The 13,451-nt window shown below is 71.1% G+C and carries 10 protein-coding genes and 1 pseudogene; 7 read left to right on the top strand and 4 right to left on the bottom strand.

From position 1 onward, the window contains the following. Positions 1 to 45: 45 nt before the first annotated feature. The 3 genes and pseudogenes from CCN39_RS52810 (at position 46) to CCN39_RS34105 (ending at position 1,897) form a co-directional block, all read left to right on the top strand. On the top strand, positions 46 to 303 hold the full coding sequence (locus CCN39_RS52810) for an alpha/beta fold hydrolase (RefSeq protein ID WP_208630501.1): 258 nt from the start codon (positions 46 to 48) through the stop codon (positions 301 to 303). Then, positions 189 to 752, top strand: a pseudogene (locus tag CCN39_RS34110) (alpha/beta fold hydrolase); the annotation flags it as partial. The gene CCN39_RS52810 and the pseudogene CCN39_RS34110, both read left to right, overlap by 115 nt. 29 nt (positions 753 to 781) lie before the next feature. Further along, a complete protein-coding gene (locus CCN39_RS34105) occupies positions 782 to 1,897 on the top strand; it encodes an FAD-dependent monooxygenase (protein ID WP_086849039.1) in 1,116 nt (371 codons plus the stop codon). A gap of 11 nt (positions 1,898 to 1,908) precedes the next feature. On the opposite strand, the gene CCN39_RS34100 is transcribed toward CCN39_RS34105, so the two are convergent. Further along, complete coding sequence (locus CCN39_RS34100) at positions 1,909 to 4,575, bottom strand: RICIN domain-containing protein (protein ID WP_086849037.1); 2,667 nt, start codon at positions 4,573 to 4,575, stop codon at positions 1,909 to 1,911. A 235-nt stretch (positions 4,576 to 4,810) separates the two neighbouring features. Then, a complete protein-coding gene (locus CCN39_RS34095; RefSeq protein ID WP_086849035.1) occupies positions 4,811 to 5,755 on the bottom strand; it encodes an MFS transporter in 945 nt (314 codons plus the stop codon). Here CCN39_RS34095 and CCN39_RS34090 point away from each other — a divergent pair. Beyond that, positions 5,754 to 6,734, top strand: coding sequence for a citrate synthase (locus tag CCN39_RS34090; protein WP_086849033.1), 981 nt, complete (start codon positions 5,754 to 5,756; stop codon positions 6,732 to 6,734). The two genes, CCN39_RS34095 and CCN39_RS34090, sit on opposite strands and share 2 nt — an antisense overlap. A 23-nt stretch (positions 6,735 to 6,757) precedes the next feature. Here CCN39_RS34090 and CCN39_RS34085 read toward each other — a convergent pair whose 3' ends face one another. Then, a complete protein-coding gene (locus CCN39_RS34085; protein WP_086849031.1) occupies positions 6,758 to 7,675 on the bottom strand; it encodes an NADP-dependent oxidoreductase in 918 nt (305 codons plus the stop codon). A 30-nt stretch (positions 7,676 to 7,705) separates the two neighbouring features. Beyond that, positions 7,706 to 8,209, bottom strand: a complete 504-nt coding sequence (locus CCN39_RS34080; RefSeq protein WP_086849029.1) for a nuclear transport factor 2 family protein — start codon at positions 8,207 to 8,209, stop codon at positions 7,706 to 7,708. A 115-nt stretch (positions 8,210 to 8,324) separates the two neighbouring features. Between CCN39_RS34080 and CCN39_RS34075 the strand changes: the two genes are divergently transcribed. The 3 genes from CCN39_RS34075 to CCN39_RS34065 all read left to right on the top strand — a co-directional run. Continuing rightward, positions 8,325 to 9,221, top strand: a complete 897-nt coding sequence (locus CCN39_RS34075; RefSeq protein WP_086849027.1) for a LysR family transcriptional regulator — start codon at positions 8,325 to 8,327, stop codon at positions 9,219 to 9,221. After that, positions 9,221 to 12,103 (top strand): hypothetical protein, encoded by a 2,883-nt coding sequence (locus CCN39_RS34070; RefSeq protein ID WP_086849026.1) that lies wholly within the window; start codon positions 9,221 to 9,223, stop codon positions 12,101 to 12,103. The genes CCN39_RS34075 and CCN39_RS34070 overlap by 1 nt, the downstream gene beginning before the upstream one ends. A gap of 156 nt (positions 12,104 to 12,259) precedes the next feature. Continuing rightward, the coding region (locus tag CCN39_RS34065) for a M1 family metallopeptidase (protein WP_244211122.1) at positions 12,260 to 13,451 on the top strand (1,192 nt) is incomplete at its 3' end.

Genomic DNA, 13,451 nt, shown 5'->3' with positions numbered 1-13,451 from the left:
CGAGGCTACCTTAAAGAGACGATCAGTATCTTTAAGGAGGCCGACGTGACCACGTCACGGGGCACGGTGAAGACCGGCGAGGTCGAGATCGCCTACGCGGAGTCCGGTGCCGGCGAGCCGGTGATCCTGCTCCACGGCGGCGAAAGCACCCACATCCAGTACGACGAGTTCCGGCCCCTGCTCACTGCGCCGCGCTCATCAGGGGGCTCGGGTACGAGCGAGCGCACCTCTTCGGCTCCTCGTTCGGCGGCTTCATCGCCCTGCAGGTCGCGGTGTCGATACCCGGTGTCGTCCGATCGCTGACGGTCGGCGCCACCTTCGCCGACGCCTCGGCCCTGCAAGCACCCGTGGCCTCCGAGATCGTCGGACTGTCACCGTCGCAGCGCGATGCGCGGATGCTCGCCTTCGCCCTGTCCGAACGCGGGCAAGCGGACGAGAAGGTGGTGGCCGAGCTCGAGTCGATCCTGGTCCACCGCCCACCGGAGGCGGACGCGCGGCGGCTGGCCGCGGTCCCGGGCTTCGACCTCACCGGACGCCTGCCCGAGATCACGGCGCCCACCCTGCTCGTCTACGGCGAAGACGATCCCGCGGCCGGTCCCGAAATCGGACGGAAGATCGCCGGCGCGATCCCCGGGGCGAGGCTGGCGGTGATTCCGGGAGCGCGCCACGGGATCACGGTGGAGTTCGCCCGGGAAACCGCCCGGTTGCTCCGCGATTTCGTGCTCGCCCACCCGTCGCGGTCAGCGCGCTGAAAATTCCCCGGCTACGTTGTGGAGAACACATGAAAATCCTCGTCTCCGGCGCGGGCGTCGCCGGTCTCTCACTCGGCCGTGTCCTCGGGATACGAGGTCACCACGTCACGATCGTCGAGCGCGCCGATCGGCTCCGGGGGAACGGTTCGCCCATCGACGTCCGCGGCGACGCGATCGAGGTCGCCGAGAAGATGGGTATCCTGCCCGCGGTCCGCGACGCGCGGATCCGCATGACCGAGCAGGTCCATTTCGTCGACGAGAACGGCGCAGCCATCGGCCGGCTGCCCGCCGACATCGGCGATTCGCCCGACGACATCGAGATCGCCCGCGAGGACCTGTCCCGGATCCTGGCCGACGCGCTGCCCGAAACCGTGGACCTGCGGCTGGGCGAGTCGGTGACCTCGATCGCCGAGCACGACGACCGGGTCGATATCGGGTTCGCTTCCGGCGGATCGGAAAGCTTCGACCTCGTCCTCGGCGCCGACGGCATGCACTCGGCGGTGCGGCGGCTCGTGTTCGGCCCGGAGCGGGACTGGATCCGGCATCTCGGTCTCTACGTCGCCATCGCCGACATGCCCGCCGAGGCCGATGCCGAAGCCGAGCGGATCAATCCGATGTACAGCTGTCCCGGGCGCCTGGCCGGCATCGCCCGGTTCAAGGACAAGGCCATCGGCCTGCTGATGTTCGCGTCGGACACGCTCGACTACGACTACCGCGACGTCGAAGCGCAGAAGAAGATCCTGTTCGACCGGTTCGCCGGATGTCGTTCGTGGAAGGTCCCCGCGATCCTCGACGCGGTGCGCGCCGATCCCGGCATCTACTTCGATTCGGTCAGCCAGATCCACCTGCCCACCTGGCACCGCGGCCGGGTCGCGCTCGTGGGCGACGCGGCCCACTGCGCATCCCCTCTCGCGGGCCGGGGCACGTCGCTGGCGATGACCGGAGCTCAGTTCCTCGCGGAGGAACTCGAGCGCGCGGAGGGGGATCACGGGACCGCGTTCCGGCGATACGAGGCCCGCCAACGGCCTTACGTCGAATTCGCCCAGGGCACGGTCGAGGGTGGTGGTGCGCTTCTCGTGCCACCCACGCAGGAAGCGATCGTCGCACGGAACCGGCTGCTCCAGCCGGTCGCGGCGGGTCGGTAGCGGCGAACCGGTCAGGCCCGGTTCAGTTGCCACTGCTGGTTGGCCCCGCCGTTGGCGGCCCACTGCACGACCTGCGCCCCGTCGCTCGTCGCCGCGCCGTAGACGTCCGCCGCCAGGCCGCTGTCGTGGCTGACGATGGTGTAGTAGCCGTTGCCGGTGGACCGCAGGTACCACCTCTGGTTGGTGCCGCCGTTGGCCGTCCACTGCTGCAGTTGCAGCCCGGCCGTGCTGCTGTTGGCGTTGACGTCGAGGACCTTTCCGCTCGGGACGTACTGGAGGGTGTAGGAGCCGTCGGAGGTCGTGGCGATGGTCCAGGTGGCGGTGCCGCTCTGCTGGACCACCTTGGCACCGTCCACAGTGGAGTTGTCCGCGACGGCGAGCGGCTTGCCGCTGTTGCGGTTGACGATCCGGTAGGTGCCCGGCGCCGGTCCGTCTCCGCCGCCTCCGGCGAGGGTGAAGTACTCCACCGCGTCGGTGAAGACGGGGCTGCCGGACTTCGTGGTCGACAGCTGCAGGTACACGCGGCTGCCGGTGGCCGGGGTGGTGAAGGACACCGGCTGGGTGACCCGCGAGCCGAGCGGGACGGTCAGGGTCGTGCTTCCGGACGCGACGACCGCGCCGTCCGGCGCGTCGAGCCGCGCCGTCCAGGTGAAGCCCACCGAAGTGTCGGCGAAGTCGTCGTTGAAGACGGTGATGGTGCGGGTGACCGTGGCGTTCCGGGCGTAATTGGGCACGGCCTGCGGCAGCGGGAAGGTGCCACCTGCGTCCGAGGCGCCGGAGGCCGACCAGAACGGCAGGTCGACCGCGGCCACCGGGTTGAACGCCGCCTGCACGCGCTGGATCTGCGGGTTGCTCCAGGGGTTCGGGAGGTTGTCCGCGCCGTAGACGGGGCGACCGCCCTCCTCCGGGGTGAAGTCGGTGGTCCGCACTCCGGGCACGACGCCGGCCCAGGCGGACAGCAGCGTGTACGGACGCAGGTCGGTGGCGTTCTTGCCGCGCTTGGCCAGGGTCGCCGTGGCGAACCACTCGAAGCCCTGCTTGGTGTTGCAGGCCGGCCAGATGTACTCGCCCTCGCCGTCGGGCCGCCCGTTCACGGTCTTCAGGGCCTCCCCGTACCTGCCGAAGCCGTCGACGTAGTGCGGGAACACCGCGAAGTTGGCGTAGGTCATCCCGGGATAGCCGTTGAGATTCCCGTCGACGCCCACCTCGGCGATGACCGGCCGGGTGCCGTCGTTGCCGTTGATCGCCGCGTACAGGTCCTTCTCGAACTGCTCGGAATCCTGGCCGCTCTGGTTCGGCTCGTTGACCTGACTCCAGCGGATGACCGCGGGGTGGTTGCGGTCGCGCAGGACCAGCGCACGGGCGTGGCCGACCATGTTGTCGTGCCCGGCGATCCAGTCCTGCTTGCCGGAGGAGCCGCGGATCGCGGTCTCGCCGATGATCATCAGGCCCATCTCGTCGGCCACGTCGAGCATGTACGGGCTGGCGGGCTCCTGGTGGATGCGGACCACGTTGTAGTTGAGCCGCTGGTAGTTGTCCACCGCCTGGGGCCAGCCGCCGTTGTTCGACGACGGGGGCAGGAAGCCGGGCAGGGTGTCGTAGGCGTCGCCCTTGCCGCCGTTGTTGATCCGGTCGTAGTCGGCACCCTGGAGGTTGTCGCCGCGGAAGTTCACGCGCACGCCGTTGAGGTAGTAGTAGTCACCGTTCTGGGTGGCCTCCCGGAACCCGAACCGGTACGTGGCGTCGCTGGTGTGCCCGTCATCGGTGACGGCACGCACCGCCAGCCGGTGCAGCTGCGCCCGGTACCCCGGCCGGTACGGCACGTTGGGCCACCAGTACGAGGTGCTGTCGAGGTTCCACGCGACCGGCCCGACGGTCACGGTCGCGGTCGAGTGGGCCGCCACGGTGACCGTACGGCCGGGCAGTTCCGGGTAGCTGAAAGCCGTTCCGTTGCCGGACGACAGCGACCCGGTCACCGTCACCGACCGGGAACTGCCCGACGTGTTGCGCACCGACACGTCGTAGCTCAACGTCTTGTTCGCCACCGACGTGCGCACGAACGTGTCGCTGACGGACACCGCCGGGTACGTCCGCAGGAACGCGGACCGGAAGATGCCCTGCGGTACCGCCTCGGACCAGTCGGCGGCGTCGGGCACCAGGTACCGGCCGTTGGAGGCCTTCAACGCGCCGCGGCCCTTCACGGCGACGCTGATCGTGTGGGTGCTGCCGGGGGCCGCGTAGGCGGTGATGTCGAAATTCGACGGCGTGAACGACGTGCTCTGGGTCGCCACCACCCGGCCGTCGACCGACAGCGTGGCCTGGTGGTTGACCGCCCCGAACTCGATCCACGTCGACTGCGGCTGACCCGAGTCGGGCACGGTGACGGTGCGCGAGTACACCGCCTCGTTCACGTCGGTGAAGCCCTGCTTGTACCAGCCGCCGCCGGGCACCGTGATCGACGTCGTCCCCCGGCCCGTCGGCGTGAAACTCCACGTCCCGGCCAGGTCGACCGAGTCGATCGCGGCGGCGCCGGCAGCTGCGGGGGCCGGCTGCGTTGCGACGGCCGGCTGTCCTGCGGCGGCGGGTTGTACCGTGTCGATGATCGCGAGGAGTGTGGCGCCGGCCAGCGCTGCGCGGGCGAAGCGCCGGAATGGCGTGCGGGGGCTGTTCTGACGCATCAAGAAATCCCTTTCGCGGGTTTCGCGTCTGCGGGGATACACCGATCATCGGACCCATCGTCACTACCGCCGGGACCGCCGAAATCGCGTTCGAACCGGTTCGACAGAACGATAAGCGGGGTCGGCTCGCGGTGTCAAACACGTCTATGGCTTGCGGCGAAAGAAGAGCGCGATCCCCTGAAAGTTTCAAAGACGAGCGCGATACCGGGAAACTTTCAAAGCTGCCCCGCCAGGCTCAGGCGACTCTGCTCGGCAGTGCGCATGCGGCCAGCAGCGCCGCGATCGTCCACGCCGCCGGGCCGACGCCCCACCACGTGGACAGGGTGCCCGCGGTGACGGCGCCGATCGTCTGGGCGCCGTACAGCACGACGATGTACAGCGCCACCGCCCGAGACCGCAGCGAAAGGGCCACCGTCGCCTGCAGGAAGCCGTTGTTGACCGTGACCATCGACGCCTGGGCGGCGCCGAAAACGAGGCCGGTCGCGAACAACGCCGGCACCGAGGCGAGCAACGGCAGAGCCGCGAGTGCGAGTGCGGCGAACAGTGCGCACGCGGACCGCAGCACCCCCTCGGGGACGTGGCGGCGCAGGTTCGAATCCCGCCACGAGCCCGTCACGTTCGACGGCACGACAGCGCGGGTCTTCCGGAAGCACAGGACGAAACCGGCGAAGGACAGCGCGTTGGCGAGGTAAACCGGGAACCCGCCGACCGCGCCGAAGGCGAACCCGCCCGCCGCCGGGCCGAGCGTGCGGGCGAGGTTGAACGAGAGGCTGTTCAGCGCCGAACCATCCTTCACCAGATCCGCCGGCAGCACCGAGGACACTTCCGCGTTCCACGCCGGGTAGCCGGCGGCCCAGCCCGCGTTGAGCGCGAACGTCAGCACGAGGATCGCGACCGGCCCGGGGCCGCCGCACAGCCCGAACACGGCGAAGAGCGCCGCCACCAGGGCACCGGTCACGTTGGCCCAGAACAGGACCGTGCCGCGGCCGATCCGGTCGGCCAGCACGCCCGCCGGGAACGACAGGACCACCGCCGGGAGCGTGGCCGTGGCCAGCAGCAGCGCGTTGATCAGCGGCGACGGTGAGGAGAGCGCGAGCTGCGCGGCTGCCGCGGTGTTGTGCATCCACGTGCCGAAGTTGGACAGCGCGGAGACGATCCACAGCCGAGAGGGTGGCGGCATGACCGAGCGAACGTTCACCACGGCGCAGGCCGCCCGCCTGCTCGGCGTGAAGGCGGAGACGGTGTACGCCTACGTGAGCCGCGGGCTGCTGAGCCGGACCCGCACGAATCTGCTGTGGACAGGCGTGCTGGACGACGGCGCGGCGTTCGTGGCGTCCGAACCCGTGCGCGAACTCGCGCGCACGGTGATCCGGCCTCTCGTGGAGCACGCCCGGCCGGTGGACCTGCTGCCGGTGATCGTCGGCGCGGCCGCCACGGCGGATCCGCTGCGCTACGACGTGGATCCGGCCGTCGTGGTGGGCACCGGGCGGGCGCTGCTCGCGGTGATGGTGGACGCCCTGCCCTCGTACGGGAACGCCCGGCCGGCGGATCCGCTCGGGGTGCGGCTGTGGTCGGCGCTGACCGCCGAGGAGCCGCGCGAAGACGGGATCCGGGCGCTCGGCGCCGCTCTGGTGCTGCTGGCCGACCACGATCTCGCGTCGTCGACGATGGCGGTCCGCACGGCCGCGTCCACCAGAGCGCACCCGTACGCGGTGGTCGCCACCGGGCTCGGAGCCCTGGACGGTCCGGCGCACGGGGCGGCCACGGAAGCGGTGCGCCGCTTCCTGCGTTCGGCGGCCGGGCTGCCCGATCCGATGGCCGCCGTCGCCGAGCGCGTCCACGAAACGGGCCGGGTGCCGGGGTTCGGGGAACCCCGCTGTCCCGAGGGCGACCCACGGGCGACGCGGCTGCTCGAACTGGTCCACGTCCCAGGCCCGATCCGGCCCACGGTGGACCACCTGGTGGCCGCCCGGCCCGGCATGCGGCCGAACGTCGACCTCGCGCTCGCGGTGCTGGCCGAGGCCCACGGCATGGTGCCGGGTGCGGGCGAGACGATCCGCGCGATCGGGCGGACCGCGGGGTGGCTGGCGCACGCGCTGGAGGAGTACCGCGAGCGACCGAACCGATTCCGGCCCCAGGGGTTCTACACAGGAGGCTGACCGCCTGCCGGATGCGGAAGCCGTCAGTCGTCGACCGCCTTGAGCACGATCTTCCCCGGAACACCGTTCTGCTTGGCGAGGAATGCCTGCCCGGCGTCCGGCAGGGCGTAGGTGGCTCCGGCGAACGGGCGGAGCCGCCCGGTCCGGACGCGATCGGCGAGCTCGGTCAGCTGCGTGCGGTCGGGCTCGACGATGAAGTAGACCGCCCGCCCGCCGCGCACCGGCGGGGGCGGGGCCGAGATCGACACGAGCGTCCCACCGGGCCGCACGACGGCGCCCGAGCGGGCGAGCACGTCACCGCCGACCGTGTCGAAAACGAGGTCGGCTCGACCGGCTTCCTCGACCCGGCGCTGGTCGAGGTCGACGAACTCGTGCACGCCCGCCTCGATCGCCACCTCCCGGTGGGCGCCACGGCCGGTGCCGGTCACGTGCGCGCCGGCGTCCCGGGCGAGCTGGACGGCCAGGGTGCCGACGCCGCCGCCCGCGCCGTGGACGACCACGGACTGCCCGGCGATCAGGTGCCCGTGGGTGAACAGCGCCTGCCACGCGGTCAGCCCCGGCATCGCCAGCGCCGCGGCTGCACCGTGGGTCACCGTGTCGGGCAGGACCGCCAGATCGCGGGCTTCGGCGGCGAGGTACTCGGCCGCTGCCCCGTCGCGGTGCCGGTCGGTCAGCCCGTACACGCGGTCGCCGACCCGCAGCCCGGTGGTGCCGTACCCGACCTCGGTGACCACTCCCGACACCTCGTGCGCCGGGACGACCGGCGTCCGGTCCCGGCCGCCACGGTCCACCCAGGTCACCGGCCAGTCCAGCTCTCCGGGAGTGAAGGAGGCCGCGTGCACCCGCACGACCACGTCACCCACGCCCGCGTAGGGCTCCGGTGCGTCCTCGTAGACGAGTCCTTCCGGACCGCCCGGCTGGTGGATTCTGATGGCTTTCATGGGTTCTTCCTTCGGGTGAGGGTTCCGGGGTCAGGCGGCGAAGATCGCGGCCGGGTCGCCGGTGAACCAGGCGTTGTCGATCCGCAGGCGGTGGATCAGCCAGCGCGTGCCGTCCCGGACCAGTTCGACGTCATAGGGGTTCTTCAACAGCGCGAACACCCCGTGGTCGGCGGTCAGCAGGTGCTGGGCCTCGACGAGCGCGGTCAGCCGCGCGGTGTCCTCTTCGACGGCGACACGGGTGGTGGTGACCTGGTGCGTGGTGTCCACCCGGCCGGTGAACAGGCCCAGGATGGTGGTCACGATCGTGTCCCGGCCCGCCATCAGCGGTGGCCGCGCGCCCCACTTCGCGGCGGCCGGCCGGAAGTCGAGCTCGGCGTCCGCGGCGAACGCCGACGCGAACAGCGCCTTGTCCTTCAGGTCCTGGCCGAGGGCGAAGCGGTGGAGCGCGTCGACGATCTCGGCACGGTCCCGCAGTTCCCGCACGACTTCCGCGCCGCTGCCGGCGGCCAGGGCGTGCTCATCGGTGACGTACATCGGTGCTCCTTTGTGGACTGGTTCCGATGTCTCCACTCTCCGGTGGGCGGAGCTTCGGAACAACGCCGATGTGTGCCACGATCGTGAAGCCACGGTTAACGATGCGAGGACGGGCATGCTGGAGCGACACGAGCTGGAGGCATTCCTGACGCTCGCCGAGGAACTGCACTTCGGCCGCACGGCCGAGCGGCTGCACGTCTCCACCGCCCGGATCAGCCAGACGATCCGCAAGCTGGAACGCCGGGTCGGCGTCCCGCTGTTCACCCGGACCAGCCGCCGCGTGGAACTGTCCCCGGTAGGACGCCGCCTCCACGACGACCTCCGGCCGGCGTGGACCACGATCACCGCCGCACTGGCCCGGGCGATCGAGACCGGCCGCGGGTTCACCGGGACACTGCAGGTCTGCTTCACCGGCGCGGCCGCCGGCCAGCTGCTGGTCGGCGCCACCGAACTGTTCCGCGAGCGCCACCCGGACTGCGACGTCCGGATCCGCGAAGCCCAGATGGCGGAACTGATGCCGTGGCTGCACACCGCCGAGGTCGACCTGGCCCTGGCGACCTTCCCCGTGCACGAACCGGGCATCGAGAGCGGACCCGTGCTGGTGTCCGAAGCCCGCTTCCTCGCCGTCCCCGTCGGCCACGCCCTCGCCGGCCGCGACGCCGTCTCCGTCGAGGACCTGGCCACGGTCACCATGCTGCAGCTACCGGAAACCCTGCCCGACTCCCTGCGCGCCGACCGCACCCCCGCGACCACCCCGGCCGGCCGGCCGATCCGCACCGGCCGGTCCGCCGCCACCTTCCAGGAAATGCTCACCCTCGTCGGCGCCGGACACGGCGTCTTCCCGGTCGGCGCCAACGTCCGGCGCTACTACGCCCGCCCGGACGTCGCCTACGTCCACCTCCACGACGCGCCACCCCTCCAGTGGGGCCTGCTCTGGCGCACCGACAACGCCACCGCCCGCGTCCACGCCTTCGGTGACGCCGCCCACGACCTCATCTCCGCACACCGCTGATGGCGGTTCAAACGTGGGACCAGGGCACGCTGAAGGACGCGATTGCCGTCCTGGTGGGGCTGGGCACCCGGCTGTCCGACACCTTCGCCGTCGGCTACTCCGAGCTTCTGGAATTGCCGTCGCCGCCGGTTGGTTCGCCGCTGGGGCGGCCCGCCACGCGGGCCGATGTCGCCGAGTTCCGGGCCGCTTGTGAACGGGAGCTCGCCGCCACGACTCGGGCTCTGGATGCCGAGCTGGCTCGGACCTCTCTCATGGCGTGCCTGTGGGTGGCCATCCTCTTCGGACAGGGCGACGACCGCGGCAGCCTGGGCACGCCCAATGCGTTCACCCACGAGATGGAGTTCCTGGCCTCCTGCCTGTCGCGGATCACCTCGCCGGACCTGTTCAGCCGCGAAAGCCTCGAAAGCGCACTGCGCGCACTCGCCTTGGCTCGGCGGCACGAAGTGCTGGACGGCCAGCTGACCCTGACCGGCGGCTGGACCGACGGCGACATCACCGCGGCCGCCATGAGCGAGGGGTGGCAGGTGCACGACCAGCTCGCCTGGTCGTGGCGGTCCGGGCACGGCGCGTTCCCGACCCGGTACGACTGGGCGTACTCACTGCGCCTGGCTCGGCGGATCCGCGAGCGCGGCGGCGAACACCCGGATCTCGACACCCTGCTCTCGATCCACAAGTCCGCGCTGATCGGCTGGTCGGACGTGCTCCGGGAATTCCGCGCCACGGTCAGCGATCCCGCGCTGCGCACCGTGTTGCGCGAACGGACCCTGCTGCACCTGCCCGGTGAGCTCACCCTGTCCGAGCAGGTGCTGAACAATCTGGCGCTGGCCGGCGCCAGGCTCCTGCTGGATTGGCCGTCCGTGGACGACACAGTCCCGGAACCACAGCGGCGAGAGGCCTCGCGATGGCGCCGGCTGCTCACCGTGGATCCCGCGACGCTGGGCCGCAACACCGCCCGCAGCCACGTTTTCGCGTCGCCGCTGGCCACCACCCCGCTGGTCGAGGCCGGGGACCTCGTGCTCTACAGCCTGCCGCACCTGGTCAGCACGGATCTCTCGCAGCTGGTCGAACGAGTCTTCTCCCGGCTGCCCAACCTGCCCTACTACCGCGCCCGTGGCGACGTCGTGGAAGAGGCGGCGCTGGAACACCTGGCCGGCGTGTTCGCCGATGCCCGGGTGCTGCGCGGGGGCAAGTACCCCGGCGACCGGCCGGGCGAGCTGATCGAGGTGGACGGCGTCCTGGTGTGGGAGGACGTGGTGCTCGTGCTCGAAGGCAAGGGCGGGTACCTCAGCACCCGGTCCCGGCTCGGCGACCCGGCGGCGGCCGTCACCGAACTGCGGCGCACCGTCGGCGACGGCTTCTTCCAGGTGGCCCGCCTGATCCGGGCGCTGGAGCGGGACGGTCACGTCACGCTGACCGGCCGCGGCGAGCCGCTGACCCTGCACCGTGCGGCGATCCGCCGGGTCTACGCCGTCGTGCCGACCGCGGACACCTTCGACCCCCTGTCCATTCTGCTCGACCTGCTCCGGCAGCGGGAGATCCTCCCGGCCGGGGCGGTTCCGGTGATCCTGGCCGTGCCGGAACTGCACCTGCTCACCGATCTGCTGCCCACCCCGGTGGAACTGCTGGCCTACCTCGAGTACCGGGAAGAGGTGCTGGCCATGCCGCAGATCAGGACGGGCGGCGAGCTGGAGCTGCTGGCCGCGTTCGCGGCGGGCTTGGACGTCGTCGGCACGTTCCGCGGGTTGAACGCGCCCCTCATGACGCTCAGCACCGACCACCAGGAGAAGTTCCTCGACCCCTGGCTGCAGGACTCGTTCCACGCCTGGCTCAACGGTCTCCCGCCGGTCCCGCCTCCGCGACGGCACGCCGAGCGGCACCGCGCGAAGATCGCGCAGTTCCTGGCCACCACGCACGACACGGCGTCGGCCACGGTCCTGCACCAGCTCACCGGCGCCGAACTCGGCGCTGCCGAAAGCTACGCCGAGCTCGCGCCACGCCTGCACCGGCGCACGCTCGCTCCGGTGGGCGCGGGTGATCTCGGCATCGTCGTCACGCATCCGGACGACCCGATCGACACGGTGCGTGCCGCGCAACCCGCGCGCGAACTGCGCGCCCGCAGCCGGTGGGTCGTCTACCTGACCCTGGGGGTGGACGGGGCCGAGTTCCGGTACGCCGAGCGCGGCGCCGCGCACGTCTTCGGGGATGACCGGAACCTTTCGCTGGCCGAGAACTCCCGGCTCGGGGCGGTGGCGGGCTGGTTCGACCGGACCGCCGCGCGGCGGCACAGCGCACACCGCCCGGTCACCACGGCCGACCGGGAGAACATCGACGCCCTGGTGCGGGCCGGCGTACCGGACACCATGGCCCTGGGCCTCACCCGGCTGAGCCTGACCACGGCCGTGCTCGACCTCGCCGACAGCGACCCCGGACTCGGTCTCACCCGGGCAGCCGACTTCTACCTCACCCACGTCCGCCAGGCCGCAAGCGAACTCGGGGTGGCGACGGCCGATCTGGCCCTCAGCACGTCCGCAGCGCGCGAAATACTGCGGCTGGTGACCGGCGGCCGGATCCGCGCGGAAGACGCCGCCGCCCTGACCGAGCAGGCCGTCCGCCACCCGGCGACCCCGCCGGAAACGCTGGCGCGCTCGGCGAACCTGCTCACCGAGCGGGACAGCGCTCAGCTGACCGAGGCCGTCCGGGCCGCGCTGAGCACACTGGACTTGACGCCGGAACAGATCCGGCGCACCCAGGGGAAGCAGCGCCGCCGGACTCGCGATCGCCTGCTCGGGACGATTCGCCGCACCCACCCCTCCCTCAACCCGCGGGCGATCGCCGAACAGGTCGAGCGCCTGTGGGAAACGACCGGGCGAACTGCCGGCTGATTCGCCCCCTCCCGGGCAAACGCGGCGTTTCCGGCGTGCCGGAGGCATGCTGTCCCGCCTGCGGTGACAGCGGTCGCTTCCAGGCGTCGCACCAGGGTTGATCCGGGTGTCGGGTCCGACCTAGTCTTCACCGTCGATGCTTGCCGAGGAGGGCCGATGCGAGGCGTCCACCGCAGCCGTGGTCAGCTGCTGATCATCTCCTGTGCGCTGTCCGCCGGCCTGCTGGCCGCGACGAGCCCGGCAGCGGAGGCGGCGCCGGTGTACTCCCCCGGTGCGCCGGGTGCCGGGGACCCGTACTTCCCCGACATGGGCAACGGTGGCTACGACGTCGGCCACTACGACATCCGGCTGGCGTTCAGCCCCGAAACCCACGCGATCGACGCGACCACGACGATCCTCGCCACGGCCACCCAGAACCTCTCCCGCTTCGACCTGGATTTCCAGGGACCGCTGACGATCAGCAGGCTCACCGTGAACGGCCTGACCGCCGGCTTCACCCGCAGCGGCGCCCAGGAGCTGGTGATCACCCCGCCGCACGGGCTGCGGAAGGGCAGCGCGTTCACCGTCTCGGTGTCCTACGCCGGGGTGCCGCAGGAGATCGACGATCCCGCGCTGGGCCTTTCCGGGTGGGTCGCCACCAAGGACGGGGCGGTCGCGCTCAACCAGCCGATCGGCGCGGCGACCTACTACCCGGTGAACGACACCACCACCGACAAGGCGACCTACACCCAGACCATCACCGTGCCGGCCGGGCTCACCGTGCTGGCCAACGGCGAACCCGGGCCCACCACCACCCGCGATCACCGGACCACCTTCCGCTGGTCGATGAACCGGCCGATGGCCAGCGAGCTGAGCATGCTCGCGATCGGCGACTACAACGTCACCCGCGGCGTGGCGGCCGGCGGCCTGCCGAACATCACCGCGATCGGCAAGTCGATCGACACCAAGCCCGGGCAGGGCCAGGTGTTCAACCGGACCACGGCGCAGATCGTCCAGTGGGAATCCTCGCTGTACGGGCCGTACCCGTTCGACTCGACCGGCGGCATCCTCGCCGACGTCGGCGTCCACTACGCCCTCGAGACGCAGAGCCGGCCCGTCTACGACCGGCGCACCAGCGACGTCGACGGCGACCTGCTCGCCCACGAACTCGGTCACCAGTGGTTCGGCGACAGCCTCACCCCGGTGCGCTGGTCGGACATCTGGCTCAACGAAGGCTTCGCGACCTATTCGGAGTGGCTCTACCAGGAGAAGTTCAACAACGTCCCGGTGCAGCAGACCTTCGCGCAGACCTACGCCGACGAGGAGGACTGGAGCGGCCTCGTCGCCGATCCCGGCCGGGACCACATCT

The sequence above is a fragment of the Amycolatopsis kentuckyensis genome, assembly GCF_002155975.1.
Taxonomy (GTDB): Bacteria; Actinomycetota; Actinomycetes; order Mycobacteriales; family Pseudonocardiaceae; genus Amycolatopsis; species Amycolatopsis kentuckyensis.
This window is presented reverse-complemented; position numbering and strand designations above follow the sequence as displayed.